This is a genomic window from Streptomyces sp. NPDC043861, assembly GCF_056435905.1.
Window position 1 is genome coordinate 107,009 of record NZ_JBWKDP010000011.1, and the last position, 15,710, is coordinate 122,718.

Below are 15,710 nucleotides of genomic sequence, written 5' to 3' on the forward strand. Positions count from 1 at the left end.
CCTCCGCAGACCGGTGCGAACGTCCTGTCCGCACCGGCAAACACCCTTGCCCGCAACGCAAACACCCGTGCCCGGTGCCTTGTGGGCACCGGGCACGGGTGAAGGTCCGGGAGGAGTGCAGAGGCGTCAGCGCGTCTGCTGGGCCGGGACACCGCGGGAGATCGGCTCGTCCTCGGCCGGGGTGCTCGTCGCCGCAACCGCCGCACCCGTCAGGGTGGCCAGCATCTCGCGGACGTTGGTCAGCTGGGCGTTGATGGAGTCGCGACGGTTCGTCAGCGCCGCCAGCTCGCGCTCCGATTCGCTGCGGATCCGGTCCGCCTTGGCGTTCGCGTCCGCGACGATGTCCTCGGCCTGGCGCTGAGCGGTCTCGACCGTCTGACGGGCGCGGCGCTCGGCGTCGGTGCGCAGCTTCTCGGCCTCCAGGCGCAGCTGCTCCGCCCGGTGCTCGATCTCCGCCAGACGCTTCTCGGCCTTCGCCTGACGCGACGCCAGGTCCCGCTCGGACTGCTCGCGGCGCTTCGCCAGGTTGGTCTCGAAGTCAGCGGCCGCCTGGGCCGCCTTCGCACGGGTCTCCTCGAAGAGGGCGTCCGCCTCCTCGCGCTTGGACTGAGCGTCCTTCTGCGCCTCCGAGCGCAGCGTGTTCGCCTCGCCCTGGGCCTTCTCGACGATCCGGACGCCCTCGTCCTCGGCCTTCGCCTTGCGCTCGGCCGCGAACGACTCCGCGTCGTTGCGCACCTGCTGTGCGGCCGACTCGGCGAGCTCACGGTGCTGCTCGGCGGCGCGACGGGCCTCCTCACGCAGGTCCTTCGCCTCCTCCTCGGCGAGGCGGAGGATCTTCTCGACACGCGCCCCGAGTCCCGCGTACGACGGTTCGGCGTCGTTGACCTGGGCCTGGGCATTCTGCGTCTCGAGGTGGAGCTCCTCGATGCGCTTTTCCAGAGAAGTGATCCGTGCGAGTGCACTGTCACGATCGGCGACGAGTTTGGTAATGCGGTCATCCACCTGACCGCGGTCGTACCCACGCCGCACGAGCTCGAAGCCGAAGGGGGAGGAAGTGTCGCTCATGGGGTTCCTGTCGAATGAGACCGGTGAGGTGTTAGAGGGAATCCTAGGCGCCCAGGCGGCGTGTCATCGAGCAGATGCCCGTTTGATATGGAGAATGTCCAGCCTTTTGAGTGGTCAGCTCTCCGAGGACTTGCCACTCGAACGTGTAGCCCCTGCTGTCGCCCCCGCCTTGACCACGCCGTCCTTGCCGCCGCCCGGAGTCTCGAAGGACTCCAGCGCCTCCAGAACGTCCTGGACCCGGGAGATCTCGGCCTGGATGTCCTCGCGTCTGCGGACGAGCACATCGAGCTCCCGCTTGCCGTCCGCGATCATGCGGTCGGCCTCGCGGTCCGCCTCCGCCTTGATCTGCTCGGCCTCACGGATCAGCCCGGCCTTCTTCTGCTCGGCCTCCTTCAGGAGTGCCTCGGCCTTCTTCACCGCGGCGATCCGCACCTTGCCGGCCTCCGAATTGGCCTCCGACACCAGCTCCTTGGCCTTGGCCGCTGCCTCGCTCTGCTGCTCGGTCGCGGCCTTGACGAGCTGGTCGCAGCGCTCGCCGGCGGCCTTCATCTGTTCGGCGGACTCCCGGCGTGCCCGCTCGTGCAGCTCCTCGATCTCGCTCTCGACACGATCACGCAGCTCGTCCGCGCGCTCCCTGATGGCGGTCGCGTCGCGTCGCGCGCCCACCAGCAGCTCGTCGGCGTCCGTGCGGGCCTTCTCCACCAGCGAGTTGCCCTCGACCTTCGCCTCGGAGACCAGCCGCGCGGCTTCCTTGCGGGCGGCGCCCACCATGGTGTCGGCCTGCTCCTCGGCCTCGGTGGTGGCGCGCAGCGCCTCCTCCTGGGCCTTGGCAACGAGCTGATCGACCTGCTCGGCCGCGTCCGCACGGCGCTTCGCCACGCTCCGGCGGGCCTCGTCGAGCGCCCGGTCCGCCTCTTCCTGGGCCTTGGCACGGATCTGCTCGGACGCTTCCTCGGCGTCCACGCGCAGCCGCTCCGCCTCGGCCCGGATGCGCTCGGCGGCCTGCTGGGCGGAGCCGACGGTCTCGGCCGCCTCCGCCCGGAGCCGCTCGGCCTCCCCGGCCGCCTCGGCCATGAGCTGGTCGGCCTGCTCGGCCGCGTCCGCCCGGCGCTTGTCGGCGGCCTTGCGGGCCTCGTCCAGCACCTTCTCGCCGTCCGTACGGGCAGCCGCACGCAGGTCCTCCGCCTGGGACTCGCCCTCGGCCTTGACCTGCTCGGCCTCGGCACGCAGCCGTGCCGCGTCCTCCTCGGTGACCGACAGCAGCTCGGCCGCCTCGGTCGTGAGCCGGTCGGACTCGCTCGTCGCCTCGCTCACCAGACGGTCGGCCTGTGCGGCGGCCTCGGAGCGGATGCGGTTCGCGTCGTCCCGGGCCTCGGCACGGGTCCGCGACGCATCCTGGTCGGCGGACGCGACCGCGTCCGACGCATCGGTACGCATCCGCTGCACATACTCGGCGGTGTCCGCGCGGAGCCGGTCGCTCTCGGTGATCGCGTCGGCCATGGTGCGCTCGGCGAGAGCCTTGGCGGCCTCCGACTCCTCGTCGGCCCTGGCCCTGATCCGGTTGGCGTCCTCGGTGGCCCGCTCCCGCTCCGCGTACGCGTCCGCGCGTACCCGGTCGGCCTCCTCCTGCGCCTCCGTCCTCGTCCGCTCCGCGGCGTGCTCGGCGGCGCTGCGCAGCCCGGTGATCTCCTGCTCGGCCTGCTCCTGGAGACCGGACACGGAGTCCCGCACCTGCTGGGCGGTCTGCTCGGCGGCCGACACCATCTCGGTGGCCCGCCGGTCCGCCTCCTCGACCAGCCGCTGCGCCTCGGTCTGCGCCTCCTCGACCCTCTTCCGGGCCGAAGCCAGCAGCTCCTCGCTCTGCTCGCGGGCCTGTTCGCGCTCCTGGTCCGCCTCGGTACGGGCCGCGACGAGGATCTCCTCGGCCTCCCGGCGGCGCCGGTTGGCCTCCTCCTGCGCGGCGGCCAGCGCCTCCGTCGCCTCCTGACCGACCCGTTCGGCGGCGGCAGCGGCCTCGCTGCGGACCCGGTCCGCGGTCTCCTGCGCCTCGGTCCTGAGCCGCTCGGCCTCCGCGGCGGCCTCGGTCCGCAGCCGTACGGCCACGGACTCGCCCTCGGCGCGTGATGCCGAGGCGTCGGACGCGGCCTCGGTGCGCAGCCGCTCGGCCTCCTGCTCGGCCTGCGTCTGGAGGACCCGGATCCGCTCCGCGGCCTCGGTGCGCAGCCGCTCGGTCTCCTCCGCGGCCTCCCGCCGGATCCGCTCGGCCTCCGTGCGGGCCTCGGCCAGCGCCTGCTCGGCGCTCTCGCTGCGCGTCTGCGCCTCGGTGTGCAGCCGGGTCAGGTCCTCGTCGGCCTCCCGGCGACGGGCGACGGCGGCACGCGCCGCTTCCTCGCGGAGCTCGGCGGCGTTCCGTTCGGCGGCGGCCCTCGTCTCCTCCGCCTGCTCCTCTGCCTCCGTGCGCAGCCGGTCCGCTTCGGCGCGGGTGCGCTCCAGCGTCTCCTCGGCCTGCCGGCGCAGGGTCGTGGCGCGCTCGATGGCCTCCGTACGGACCCGCTCGCTGTCCGCCGTCGCCCCGGAGCGCACGTCGTCCGCATCCACCTTGGCCTTGGTCAGCAGCTCCTCGGCGGATCTGGCCGCCTCCTCGATCTGCTGGACGGCCTCGCGGCGGGCCTCGCTGCGGATCCGCTCTCCCTCGGAGACCGCCTCGCTGCGCAGCTGCTCGGCCTCGCCGCGCAGCCGGCGTGCCTCCTCCTGCAGCTCGACCGTCTTGGCGCGGTACTCCTTCGTGTCGTCCTTGGCGGCGCCCTTGAGCTCCTCGACCGTGTCATGGGCCTCGGCGCGCAGCCGGTCCGCCTCCGACTCGGCCTCACGGCGGATCCGCTCGGCCTCCTCGGTGGCCTTGCGCGTGGTCGCCTTCGCCTCTTCGGAGGCCTTGTTCAGGACCTCCTCGGCGGTGCGGGCGGCCTTGGCGATCTGCGCCGCGGAGTCCTCCGCGGCGATGGTGCGCGCCTTGTCGGAGGCCGCCGCGAGTACCTTCTCGGCCTCGGCACGGGCATCCGCGAGCGACTGCTCAGCCTCGGCCTTGGTGGCCTCGGCCTCCTTGGTCGCCTCGGCGACCAGCCGGGCGATCTCCGACTTGGCCGTGCGGGCCCGCTGCTCGTTGGCCGACTCGGCGCTCGTCAGGGCCTTGCCCGCGGCCTCCTTGGCCTCGGTGACGAGCTTCTCCGCCTCCGCGCGGGCCTCGCGCAGCTTCTCCTCCGCCTCCTGCATCCGCTGCTCGGCGGTCCGGTTGAGCTCCGCAGCCTGCTGACGGGCCTGGTCGGACTCGGCGGTGGTGGAGGAGCGCAGTTGCTCGGCGTGGCTGGTGGCCTCCTGCGCCTGGGTGGAGGCGGCGTTCAGCAGGCGCTCGGCGTCCTTACGGGCGCGCAGCAGGATCGCTTCGGCTTCGGCCCGGGCAGTCTCGGCCTCGGAGCCGAGCCGCTGCCGGGCATCCTCGGCGACCCGGGTGGCCTCGGCACGGGCGGCGGCCAGGCTCTGCTCGGCTTCCGCACGAGACTCGTCGAGCAGCCGCCGTGCCTGCGATTCGGTACGGGCGCGCAGCTGCTCCGCCCACGCCACGTTCTCGTTGACATGCGCCTCGACGGTCTGGCGTCGCTCGGCCAGTTCCTGGTCGAGCCGCTGACGGCGTTGGTTGGCCTCGGCGTGCAGTTCGGCCTGGAGGCGGGCCTGGTGCTCGGCGTGCTCCTGGAGGATGCGCTGGGTCTGCGCCCGGGCCTCGCGCAGCTCGCGTTCGGCGTCCGAGCGGAGCTGATCGGCCTGGATCTGGGCGTTGCGGAGCAGTTGCTCGGCCTGATAGCCGATGTCCGCGTTGTCGTACGCGGGACGGGTCGCCAGTGTGCGGCGCGCCTCGTGGAGCTTGGCACGCAGAACCTCGACCTGGTATCCGAGGTCCTCGGCGTGCTGGACGGCCTTCTCCCGCTCGGTCTTCAGCCGCTCCATCTCGGCTTCGAACCGCGAGAGATGGTCGTCGTCAGCTCGGTGGCTCTCCTGGCGTTCGTAGCCCCGCACTGCGCCGTCCCATCCGTCCCCTGGTCGCAACTCTCTACAGTCGGGCACCGTTCTTCGGTGAACGGCCCCCCGGGGGAATGGTGGCAGATCCGACGTCACCCGCGGACAGCGCCGTGGCGCGGCCCCGTTCCGGCCCCGGCCCGGAGCCGCCCACTCTACCGGGCCAGGAATCGGGAGGTCAGTGCTCCGCCGAGGACGGGTCTGCGGACGTGACGAGTTCCGTCAGGACACCGTGGCAGTCCTTGGGGTGCAGGAACGTGATCCGGGAGCCCATCGAACCGATGCGCGGCTCGTCGTAGAGGACCCGTACGCCCTTGTCGCGGATGGACTGTGCATCGCCGTCCACGTCCGCCGTGCCGAAGGCGATGTGGTGCACGCCCTCACCGTTTTTGGCCAGCCACTTCCCGACCGCGGAGTCCTCGCGGGTGGGCTCCAGGAGCTGGAGGTAGGAGGCGCCGCCGTCGGAGGTCTCATTGATCTTGAGCATGGCCTCGCGGACGCCCTGCTCCTCGTTGACCTCGGTGTGGAAGACCTCGAAGCCGTAGGTCGCGCGGTAGAACTCGACGGTCTTGTCGAGGTCGAAACAGGCGATCCCAATGTGGTCGATTCGCGTCAGCATGGCTCCAGTGGAGCGCCCGTGTGATGGTTACGCAACGTGCGCGCCATCACACCGGCTGCCCGGTGACCCGAACGCATACCGCTCAGTACAGTTCAAGTAAACCCTCGTTCACTCCTCAGCCGCCGTGCTGAAAGGGGATCCCCATCTCATGTCTGGAACGAACAGCACCACCTCTGTGATCGTTGCCGGTGCCCGTACCCCCATGGGGCGGCTGCTCGGCTCTCTGAAGTCCTTCTCCGGCGCCGATCTGGGCGGTTTCGCGATCAAGGCCGCGCTCGACCGCGCCGGGATCGGCGGCGACCAGGTGCAGTACGTGATCATGGGCCAGGTGCTCCAGGCCGGGGCGGGTCAGATCCCGGCCCGCCAGGCCGCCGTGAAGGCCGGCATCCCCATGAACGTGCCCGCGCTGACCATCAACAAGGTGTGTCTCTCGGGTCTTGACGCGATCGCGCTCGCGGACCAGTTGATCCGCGCGGGCGAGTTCGACGTGATCGTCGCCGGTGGCCAGGAGTCCATGACGAACGCGCCGCACCTGCTGCCGAAGTCCCGCGACGGCTTCAAGTACGGCGCGGTCGAGATGCTCGACGCGATGGCGTACGACGGCCTCACCGACGCCTTCGAGAACATCGCCATGGGCGAGTCGACGGAGAAGCACAACACGCGGCTCGGCATTGCCCGCGCCGAGCAGGACGAGATCGCGGCGCTCTCCCACCAGCGGGCCGCCGCCGCGCAGAAGAACGGCCTCTTCGAGGCCGAGATCACGCCCGTCGAGATCCCGCAGCGCAAGGGCGAGCCGGTCCTCTTCAGCAAGGACGAGGGCATCCGCGCCGAGACGACGGTCGAATCGCTGGGCAAGCTGCGTCCGGCGTTCGCCAAGGACGGCACGATCACCGCGGGCACCTCCTCGCAGATCTCGGACGGTGCGGCCGCCGTCGTCGTGATGAGCAAGGCCAAGGCACAGGAGCTGGGCCTGGAGTGGATCGCCGAGATCGGTGCCCACGGCAATGTGGCGGGACCGGACAATTCGCTGCAGTCGCAGCCGTCCAACGCGATCAACCATGCGCTGAAGAAGGAGGGCCTCGAGGCCTCCGACCTCGACCTCATCGAGATCAACGAGGCGTTCGCCGCGGTCTCGGTGCAGTCAATGAAGGACCTCGGGGTATCCCCGGAAAAGGTGAACGTCAATGGTGGCGCGATTGCCCTGGGGCACCCGATCGGCATGTCCGGTGCTCGGATCGTCCTGCACCTGGCACTCGAGCTGAAGCGGCGCGGGGGCGGGGTCGGCGCCGCGGCGCTGTGCGGTGGCGGCGGTCAGGGTGACGCGCTGATCGTCCGCGTACCGGCCAAGTAAGTCCTTCGGAGCGCGAGGAACGCGAAGAAACGGAGCAGCGTGATGGTGGACGTCCCTCAGCTCGTCGCCCAGGCGCGGGAGGGCCGGCCGCGGGCCGTGGCCCGGCTGATCTCACTCGTCGAGGGGGCGTCCCCGCAGCTGCGCGAGGTCATGGCGGAACTCGCGCCGCTGACCGGCGGTGCCTATGTGGTGGGGCTGACCGGCTCGCCGGGTGTCGGCAAGTCGACGTCCACCTCCGCGCTGGTGACGGCGTACCGGCGGGCGGGGAAGCGGGTCGGTGTCCTCGCCGTCGACCCCTCCTCGCCCTTCTCGGGAGGGGCCCTGCTCGGCGACCGCATCCGGATGTCGGAGCACGCGTCCGACCCCGGTGTCTACATCCGCTCGATGGCGACCAGGGGACACCTGGGCGGTCTTGCGTGGGCCGCACCCCAGGCGATCCGGGTGCTGGATGCGGCGGGCTGCGACGTGGTCCTCGTCGAGACCGTGGGTGTCGGGCAGTCGGAGGTCGAGATCGCCTCGCAGGCGGACACCTCGATGGTGCTGCTCGCTCCCGGAATGGGCGACGGGATCCAGGCCGCGAAGGCGGGCATTCTGGAGATCGGTGACGTGTACGTCGTCAACAAGGCCGACCGCGACGGCGCCGATGCCACCGCCCGCGAGCTCAACCACATGCTCGGTCTGGGCGAATCCCGTGCCCCGGGCGACTGGCGGCCCCCGATCGTGAAGACGGTCGCCGCGCGGGCCGAGGGCATCGACGAGGTGGTCGAGGCCCTCGAGAAGCACCGCGCCTGGATGGAGGAGCACGGCGTTCTCGACGAGCGCCGCACCCGCCGGGCGGCCCACGAGGTCGAGACGATCGCGGTCACCCGACTGCGTGAACGCATCGGTGACCTCCACGGCGACCGCCGCCTCGACTCCCTCGCGGCCCGCATCGTGGCCGGCGAGCTCGACCCGTACGCGGCGGCGGACGAACTGGTTGCGGGACTGACGGGGGAGTAGCCCCGGGACGCTCGGGCAGGGTCGTGCCGGCGGCGCCGGCGCGGCCCTCCGCGTCCTTCTGCCAGGGCGCTCGGACGCCGCCGGGCCGCGTCCCCTGGTGGCCCATGACCGCGAACGGGCCGCAGCCGTCGGCACGGCTTCGCGGAGACGGCGTGGGCGCGCCGGGCCCGGCCGCATCCTCGCCCGGTCCCCGTCGGCCTTCGCCCATCGGCCGCGGCGAGGACTTGTTGCGCGGCTGCGATCTGCGGTGAAGGTCGGTCAGACCTTGCCGCGCCGACCGCGCAGATGGTCGGCGACCGGCTTCAGCGATTCGCTCAGATCGGCCAGTGCCTCCGGCGACAGCAGGTCGATGAAGTGCTGACGCACGGACTCGACGTGGTGCGGGGCGACCTTCTGCATGGTTTCCATCCCCTGGTCGGTGAGGACGGCGAAGAGCCCACGGCGGTCGGACTCGCAGTTCTCCCGTCGGACCAGTCCGGCATTCTCCATGCGGGTGATCTGATGCGAGAGCCGGCTCTTGGACTGGAGCGTCGCCGCGGCCAGATCACTCATGCGCATGCGCCTGTCCTCCGACTCCGAGAGGTTCACGAGGATCTCGTAGTCGTTGTTGGTCAGGCCGAACGGCTGCAGGTCCTTTTCCATCTGGTACGTCAGCAGCCGGTTGACGTCCAGATAGGTGCGCCAGGCGCACTGCTCCTCGTCGCTCAGCCAGCGGGTGGCAGTTTCGGTCTCCATATATGGATACTAACCCTAAGAAGTTGAAATCCGGACGAAGTCGGGGAGTGTGACGCCGGGGCACCCCGGCCCCCGCGCAAGGGTGCAGACGTTCGACGTCACACTCCGCAGACTACCGCTCACAGCCCGAAGCGACGCTGGAGGTCCCCAAGCTGGCCGGGAAGGCGCGTGGAGGACCCGTGTTGACCAGGCGTCGCGTGGCCCCCGTGGCCCCCGCCCGGCACACCCGCGGCATGCGGAACCGTGCCTGTGGCCTGCTCGGGCATCAGGGTCTCGGTCGACTGGAGAAGTACGGTGCCCGCACCGACGAACTCGAACTGGTGCTCCTCGCCCGAGGCCCCGCCGATCCCGGCGAGCTGGCGGAGCCCTCCCATCACACCGCTCATGTAGCCGTGATCGTAGTGGTGGCACGGCGAAGGACAGTCCGCCCAGCCCACCAGCGCCTGCGGGTCCACCCGGATCGGCGGCTCCATGAAGACCACGGGCCCGTTCGAGGCCGCCACGAACTTCCCGGTGCCGATCAGCGTCAGGAAGCCCGGCACGATCGACTGCTTCAGCGCCAGCGAGGGCTGGTAGGCGAGCAGGTTCCCGGCCCGGATGGTCAGGTTGCCGTCCTCGAGGTCGAACGAGTTGACGTCGAAGGCCCGGTCCGCGAGCAGCATCTTGCCGCTGCCCTCGGCCACCACCCAGTCGGCGGCGTGCAGCGGCGTGTGGAAGCTCGTACGCATCAGCCGGTCCAGCCGGCCGTGCCCGATGCCGTTGAACTCGATCTGCCCGTAGTAGGCGATCATCTTGCCCTTCTGCAGAAACCACTGGGAGCCCTTGAGCTCCACGCAGAAGGTGTAGGCATTGACGTTGTCGTCGCTCGGGAGCGTCATCGGATCGAAAACCACGGGCGTGCTCACAGCTTCTCCTCCGACGCCTGGACGTACACCGCACCACTGCCGCTCAGCTCCAGCTGGAACGCCTCGCCCGAGCCGCGGCCCACCATGTCGCGCCAGCCCAGCGCGGTGGAGAGCTTGTTCCGTACGTCGCCGTGGTGGGCGACGTAGGCCTGCGGGTCGACGTGGACCGGCCGGCTCGGGGTGATCGGGAGCTCGATCACGCCGCCGTGAGCCATGACGGCGACCGCGCCGTGCCCCTTGAGGGTCGTCGTGAAGAGGCCCTGTCCGGTCACCTGGCCGCGCACCATGCCCATGACCCCGCCCTGCGAGCCCATGAACATCGTGCCCTGCTGCAGCGTCCCGTCGAAGGCGAGCAGCCTGTCGGCCTCGACGTAGAGGGTTTCGCCGGTGAGGTTGATGACCTGGATGTGGTGGCCGCCGTGGCCGAACATCACGGTCCCGGAGCCCTCCACCGTCATCAGGGGGGTGGCTTCGTCGGCGACGCGCCGCCCGATCATCGACATCAGGCCGCCCTGGCCGCCCGCCGTGTTCGGGGTGAACGAGACCTCGCCCTTGTAGGCGAGCATCGCGCCGCGCTGGCTGTACATCTTCTGGCCGGGAACGACTGTCGCCTCGACCATCTTCGAGTTGATCTCGCGGAACGGCATCAGACGTCTCCTCCGACGGTGTTCCGCTCGCTCGGCTGCACGTACACGAGCCCGTCGCCCTCGAACCGGATCTGGAACGCCTCGCCGCCGCCCTCGCCCAGGAGCGTGCGGAACGTGACGCCCGACTGGAAGTTCTGCTGGAGGTTGCCCTGGTGGGCGACGTACGCGCCGGGGTCGACGGAGAGCGGGTACTGGGGTGTCACCCGCAGCACCACGGCCGGGCCGTCCGACATGATCGCGGCCTGACCCGTGCCCTCGACGGTCGTCGTGAACAGTCCGTTGCCGGTCGCGCCACCGCGCAGGCCGGTGAAGCTGGTGCCGGTGCGCAGCCCGCCGTCCGTGCAGAGGAGATTGCTCGATTCGACGAACAGCTTGTCGCCGTTCAGCGAGACGAGATTGATCTCGGACGCGCGGTCGGCGAAGTAACAGGTGCCCTGGCCCTTCACCTCCATCATGGTCATCTGCTCGCCGGTGAGGCGGCGGGTCACCATCCCGCGGATGCCCTCACCGCCGCCGGACAGTTTCTTGAACGCCATCTGGCCGTCGTACGCGACCATCGAGCCGTTCTTCGCCTTGACGGCGTCCCCGGTCATGTCGACGGCCAGCACTTTGCTGCCTTGAAGTCGGAACATTGCCACGGGGTGAAGGTACTGGGCGGGGTGCGTTCCCGGACAGGCCCCCCGGAATGAACCCGACCCCGACCCGACCCCGAGGCCATCCGAGGCGGCGCACGGGCGGGACCGCGTGGCGTGCCGTGACGCCCGCGGCACTACGGGCCCGCGGCCCCCGATGGCCTCGCCCCCACGCGTGCCGGGCCCGACCGCGCCGGTGTCCGGTTCACCCGGACCCGGGTAAAGGCCGGGAAAAATACGGTGCCACAATGGGTGCGCTTGTGCGTGCGTTCACAAGACCATCGACCCTCCCACCGAAGGTGCCTTTCGTGGACATCAGTACCGCCTCCTCCCTCCACCGCCTCCGGCTCGTCTCCGCACCGGAGGCCGCGTCGTTCCTTCTGCTCCTCGTCTGCTCGGTGCTCAAGCGCACGACGGACTTCAACGCGGTCCCGGTCATGGGCGCGATCCACGGTGTGCTCTTCGTCCTGTACGTGATCTTCTGGCTGGACGCCTGGAACCGTACGAAGTGGGACGTCAAGACGGCCGCGGTCTACTTCGTCCTGTCGGTGCTGCCGTTCGGCGGCTTCTACGCCGACCGCAAGCTCAGGCGGGCCGCCGAGGACGCGGTCATCGCCTCCCGCGCCCGCAGCGAGGGCAAGGTGAACGCGTGATCGTCGCCTTCTCGGTGACCCCGCTCGGTGTCGGCGAGGACGTCGGGGAGTACGTCGCCGACGCGGTGCGGGTCGTCCGTGAATCCGGGCTGCCGAACCGGACCGACGCCATGTTCACCTCCGTCGAGGGGGAGTGGGACGAGGTGATGGACGTCGTCGGGCGTGCCGTCGCCGCGGTCGAGGCGCGTGCGCCGCGCGTCTCCCTCGTCCTCAAGGCGGACATCAGACCCGGCGTCACCGATGGGCTGACCAGCAAGGTCGAAACGGTGGAGCGGCATCTGTCCGCCTGACCGCACTCCGCTGTGCGACGCCCCTGGCCCGCCGGGCCAGGGGCGTCGGTGCACGGGGGCCACACCGTCCCGGCAGCCGCCCTCGAGGGCGCACGGTGGCGCAGCTGCGGTCGGCCGCCGGCCGCCCCGCACAGCCCGCCGCTGACGGCGCCGCCCGGCCCGGGCCGGGTTGCTTCAGGGTGTGTCGGGCTGTTCCGCCGCCAGAGCGATTCCCAGGGGAGTGCGCTCGTACAGCACCTGGTGCCCGTACCGGTGCGACCGCAGCAGGCCGGCGCCGCGCAGCACCGACAGATGCGCCGACACCGTGGACGGCGCGAGCCCCATGCGGTGCGCGAGCGCGGTCGTGGCCGTCGGCTCGTCCAGCGCACACAGCACGCCTGCCCGCACCCGGCCCAGCAGCCGGGCCAGCGCATCGGGCGTACCGCCCCCGCGGGCCGACCACAGTCCACCGATACCGCGGACCGGATAGACGACCGTCGGCTGCCAGGGCGGGTCGAAGCCGCTGACCACGTCCGGCCAGCAGAACACACTGGGCATCAGGACGAGACCGGCACCGTCGAGCACCCGGCTGTGATCGCTCACCGTGTCGATCGTCAGCGTCGATTCCCCGTCCCACTCCAGACGTGGATGGAGCTCGCGCAGCAGACCTTCGAGGCCCACCTCGGCCAGCCGCCTCGAGTGGTACGCCACATCCGCTTCCAGCGCGCCTGGGAGTCGCTCGTCGAGCCCGAATGGCCCAGGCTCCGGGCGCTCTCGCCTCCGCGTACTCCCTGGGCCTGGACCACTGGTTCGTGGCCGCGGTTCCCGAGGAGCTGCGCGGGCGGGCCATGACGCTGATGACCGCGGGCATGATGACGGTTCAGGGGGCCGGTATGGCGCTGGCCGGTGCGGCGGCCGAGTTCTTCGCCGTCCACCAGGTGATCGCCGGACTGGGGGCGCTGGGCGCGGTCTGTGCGACGGCGCTGGCCGTGGAGCTGAAGCGGACCGAAGTTCGAGACGGGGCTGACCAGCATATGACCAGTGGGTAAGGTCGTGCCGTGCCGAAGCCGCTCAGCCTCCCCTTCGACCCCATCGCCCGAGCCGATGAGCTCTGGCAGCAGCGCTGGGGCCCTGTGCCCTCGATGGCCGCGATCACCTCGATCATGCGGGCCCACCAGATCCTGCTCGCCGAGGTCGACTCCGTGGTGAAGCCGTACGGACTCACCTTCGCGCGGTACGAGGCGTTGGTGCTGCTCACGTTCTCCAAGGCCGGAGAGCTCCCGATGTCCAAGATCGGCGAGCGGCTGATGGTGCACCCGACGTCCGTGACCAACACGGTGGACCGGCTGGTGAAGTCCGGGCTGGTGGCCAAGCGGCCCAACCCCAACGACGGCCGCGGCACGCTCGCCTCCATCACCGAGAAGGGCCGCGAGGTCGTCGAGGCGGCCACCCGCGATCTGATGGAGATGGACTTCGGGCTGGGGACCTACGACTCGGAGGAGTGCGCGGAGATCTTCGCGCTGCTTCGCCCGCTGAGGGTCGCCGCGCACGACTTCGACGAGAGCTGACCCGCTGCAAGATCGCCCAAAGCGGACGGTTACGCTCATCGGCATGAAGAAGAGCGTGCTGACCCGCTATCGGGTGATGGCCTACGTGACCGCTGTCATGCTGCTCGTGCTGTGCACCTGCATGGTGTTCAAGTACGGCTTCGGCAAGGGCGAGGACATCACCTTCGCGGTCTCGCAGGCCCACGGCATCCTCTACATCATCTATCTGATCTTCGCCTTCGACCTGGGCTCCAAGGCCAAGTGGTCGTTCGGCGGGCTGCTGTGGGTGCTGGTCTCCGGGACCATTCCGTTCGCCGCCTTCTTCGTCGAGCGCAAGGTCACACGCAGGGTGGAGCCGCTGGTCAGCGGCCCGGCGCCGGCAGCCGTCAAGGTGTAACCCCACCGCCGTACGCATGCGTACGGCGGTCTGCCATCGACATTTACTAGGACGTCCTAGTAAATTCGAAGCATGGACGCTGACGCCATCGACGAGGGCCGCCGCCGCTGGCAGGCCCGGTACGACTCCGCAAAGAAGCGGAACGCCGATTTCTCCACGCTCTCCGGTGACCCGGTCGAGCCGGTCTACGGGCCGCGGCCCGGGGACACCTATGAAGGCTTCGAGCGGATCGGCTGGCCGGGCGAGTATCCGTTCACGCGCGGTCTCCATCCGACGGGCTACCGCGGCCGCACCTGGACCATCCGGCAGTTCGCAGGCTTCGGCAACGCCGAGCAGACCAACGAGCGGTACAAGATGATCCTGGCCGCCGGAGGCGGCGGGCTCAGCGTCGCCTTCGACATGCCGACCCTGATGGGCCGCGACTCCGACGACCCGCGCTCGCTCGGCGAGGTCGGCCACTGCGGTGTCGCGATCGACTCCGCCGCCGACATGGACGTCCTCTTCAAGGACATCCCGCTCGGTGATGTCACGACCTCGATGACGATCAGCGGCCCCGCAGTCCCGGCCTTCTGCATGTACCTCGTCGCCGCGGAGCGGCAGGGTGTCGACCCGGCGGTGCTGAACGGCACGCTCCAGACCGACATCTTCAAGGAGTACATCGCCCAGAAGGAGTGGCTGTTCCAGCCCGAGCCCCATCTGCGCCTCATCGGCGACCTGATGGAGTACTGCGCCCGCACCATCCCCGCGTACAAGCCGCTTTCCGTGTCGGGCTACCACATCCGCGAGGCGGGAGCGACGGCCGCGCAGGAGCTGGCGTACACGCTCGCCGACGGCTTCGGATACGTCGAGCTCGGCCTCAGCAGGGGCCTGGACGTGGACGTCTTCGCACCCGGCCTCTCCTTCTTCTTCGACGCGCATCTCGACTTCTTCGAGGAGATCGCCAAGTTCCGCGCCGCCCGCCGCATCTGGGCCCGCTGGATGAAGGAGGTCTACGGCGCGAAGACCGACAAGGCGCAGTGGCTGCGCTTCCACACCCAGACCGCCGGGGTCTCGCTGACCGCCCAGCAGCCGTACAACAACGTCGTGCGCACCGCCGTCGAGGCACTCGCGGCCGTGCTCGGCGGTACCAACTCGCTGCACACCAACGCCCTCGACGAGACCCTCGCCCTGCCGTCCGAGCAGGCCGCCGAGATCGCCCTGCGCACCCAGCAGGTGCTGATGGAGGAGACCGGTGTCGCCAATGTGGCCGACCCGCTGGGCGGTTCCTGGTACATCGAGCAGCTCACCGACCGTATCGAGGCCGACGCCGAGAAGATCTTCGAGCAGATCAAGGAGCGCGGGCTGCGCGCCCACCCCGACGGGAAGCACCCCATCGGGCCCATCACCTCCGGCATCCTGCGCGGTATCGAGGACGGCTGGTTCACCGGCGAGATCGCCGAGTCCGCGTTCCGCTACCAGCAGTCGCTGGAGAAGGGCGACAAGCGGGTGGTCGGCGTCAATGTCCACCACGGCTCGGTCACCGGTGACCTCGAGATCCTCCGCGTCAGCCACGAGGTCGAGTGGGAGCAGGTCCGCATCCTGGACGAGCGCAAGTCCCGCCGCGACGACGCGGTCGTCAAGGCCTCGCTGGACAGGATGCTGGTCGCCGCCCGCGACGGCTCCAACATGATCGAGCCGATGCTCGAGGCGGTCCGTGCCGAGGCCACCCTCGGCGAGATCTGCGGTGTGCTCCGGGACGAGTGGGGAACGTACACGGAGCCGCCCGGCTTCTGACCCGTCCCGCAAACCGTTGGATGGACCGGCCCTCACACCCCTACCGTGGC

At 70.3% G+C, this 15,710-nt stretch carries 14 protein-coding genes and 2 pseudogenes; 8 read left to right on the plus strand and 8 right to left on the minus strand.

The window, feature by feature from the left end; genetic code table 11:
• Positions 1 to 126: 126 nt before the first annotated feature.
• The 3 genes from AC068D_RS24395 to mce all read right to left on the minus strand — a co-directional run bounded on the left by AC068D_RS24395 (position 127) and on the right by mce (position 5,752).
• The gene (locus tag AC068D_RS24395; protein WP_478825162.1) at positions 127 to 1,065 is read right to left on the minus strand and encodes a cellulose-binding protein; all 939 of its coding nucleotides are present in this window, start codon (positions 1,063 to 1,065) and stop codon (positions 127 to 129) included.
• A gap of 114 nt (positions 1,066 to 1,179) precedes the next feature.
• Positions 1,180 to 5,133 carry a polarized growth protein Scy gene (gene scy, locus AC068D_RS24400; protein WP_478825316.1) on the minus strand — a complete coding sequence of 1,318 codons (3,954 nt, stop codon included), beginning with the start codon at positions 5,131 to 5,133 and terminating at the stop codon, positions 1,180 to 1,182.
• 178 nt (positions 5,134 to 5,311) lie between these two features.
• Positions 5,312 to 5,752, minus strand: a complete 441-nt coding sequence (mce, locus tag AC068D_RS24405) for a methylmalonyl-CoA epimerase (protein ID WP_478825163.1) — start codon at positions 5,750 to 5,752, stop codon at positions 5,312 to 5,314.
• Positions 5,753 to 5,900: 148 nt separating this feature from the next.
• Here mce and AC068D_RS24410 point away from each other — a divergent pair, with 148 nt between their 5' ends.
• Positions 5,901 to 7,103 carry an acetyl-CoA C-acetyltransferase gene (locus tag AC068D_RS24410; RefSeq protein ID WP_478825164.1) on the plus strand — a complete coding sequence of 401 codons (1,203 nt, stop codon included), beginning with the start codon at positions 5,901 to 5,903 and terminating at the stop codon, positions 7,101 to 7,103.
• Between the two features lie 42 nt (positions 7,104 to 7,145).
• Entirely contained in the window at positions 7,146 to 8,102 is a 957-nt protein-coding gene (gene meaB, locus AC068D_RS24415; RefSeq protein WP_478825165.1) for a methylmalonyl Co-A mutase-associated GTPase MeaB, read from the plus strand.
• Between the two features lie 258 nt (positions 8,103 to 8,360).
• On the opposite strand, the gene AC068D_RS24420 is transcribed toward meaB, so the two are convergent.
• From AC068D_RS24420 to AC068D_RS24435, 4 genes are all read right to left on the minus strand, one after another.
• Positions 8,361 to 8,837 (minus strand): MarR family winged helix-turn-helix transcriptional regulator, encoded by a 477-nt coding sequence (locus AC068D_RS24420; protein WP_478825166.1) that lies wholly within the window; start codon positions 8,835 to 8,837, stop codon positions 8,361 to 8,363.
• 119 nt (positions 8,838 to 8,956) lie between these two features.
• Positions 8,957 to 9,742, minus strand: a complete 786-nt coding sequence (locus AC068D_RS24425; RefSeq protein WP_478825167.1) for an AIM24 family protein — start codon at positions 9,740 to 9,742, stop codon at positions 8,957 to 8,959.
• On the minus strand, positions 9,739 to 10,389 hold the full coding sequence (locus AC068D_RS24430) for an AIM24 family protein (RefSeq protein ID WP_478825168.1): 651 nt from the start codon (positions 10,387 to 10,389) through the stop codon (positions 9,739 to 9,741). The genes AC068D_RS24425 and AC068D_RS24430 overlap by 4 nt, the downstream gene beginning before the upstream one ends.
• Positions 10,389 to 11,021, minus strand: a complete 633-nt coding sequence (locus AC068D_RS24435) for an AIM24 family protein (RefSeq protein ID WP_478825317.1) — start codon at positions 11,019 to 11,021, stop codon at positions 10,389 to 10,391. Before AC068D_RS24435 ends, AC068D_RS24430 begins: the two co-directional genes overlap by 1 nt.
• Before the next feature lie 308 nt (positions 11,022 to 11,329).
• Between AC068D_RS24435 and AC068D_RS24440 the strand changes: the two genes are divergently transcribed.
• Positions 11,330 to 11,674, plus strand: coding sequence for a DUF3817 domain-containing protein (locus AC068D_RS24440; protein WP_478825169.1), 345 nt, complete (start codon positions 11,330 to 11,332; stop codon positions 11,672 to 11,674).
• On the plus strand, positions 11,671 to 11,964 hold the full coding sequence (locus tag AC068D_RS24445) for an MTH1187 family thiamine-binding protein (RefSeq protein ID WP_478825170.1): 294 nt from the start codon (positions 11,671 to 11,673) through the stop codon (positions 11,962 to 11,964). The genes AC068D_RS24440 and AC068D_RS24445 overlap by 4 nt, the downstream gene beginning before the upstream one ends.
• 174 nt (positions 11,965 to 12,138) lie before the next feature.
• On the opposite strand, the pseudogene AC068D_RS24450 reads toward AC068D_RS24445, so the two are convergent.
• Positions 12,139 to 12,681, minus strand: a pseudogene (locus AC068D_RS24450) (ArsR/SmtB family transcription factor); the annotation flags it as partial.
• Between the two features lie 8 nt (positions 12,682 to 12,689).
• Here AC068D_RS24450 and AC068D_RS24455 point away from each other — a divergent pair.
• The 4 genes and pseudogenes from AC068D_RS24455 to AC068D_RS24470 all read left to right on the plus strand — a co-directional run.
• A pseudogene (locus AC068D_RS24455) lies at positions 12,690 to 12,992 on the plus strand (MFS transporter); the annotation flags it as partial.
• A gap of 9 nt (positions 12,993 to 13,001) precedes the next feature.
• Complete coding sequence (locus tag AC068D_RS24460; RefSeq protein ID WP_478825171.1) at positions 13,002 to 13,511, plus strand: MarR family winged helix-turn-helix transcriptional regulator; 510 nt, start codon at positions 13,002 to 13,004, stop codon at positions 13,509 to 13,511.
• Between the two features lie 43 nt (positions 13,512 to 13,554).
• Positions 13,555 to 13,887, plus strand: coding sequence for a DUF3817 domain-containing protein (locus AC068D_RS24465; protein ID WP_478825172.1), 333 nt, complete (start codon positions 13,555 to 13,557; stop codon positions 13,885 to 13,887).
• A gap of 72 nt (positions 13,888 to 13,959) precedes the next feature.
• Entirely contained in the window at positions 13,960 to 15,660 is a 1,701-nt protein-coding gene (locus tag AC068D_RS24470; protein ID WP_478825173.1) for an acyl-CoA mutase large subunit family protein, read from the plus strand.
• Positions 15,661 to 15,710 lie beyond the last annotated feature (50 nt).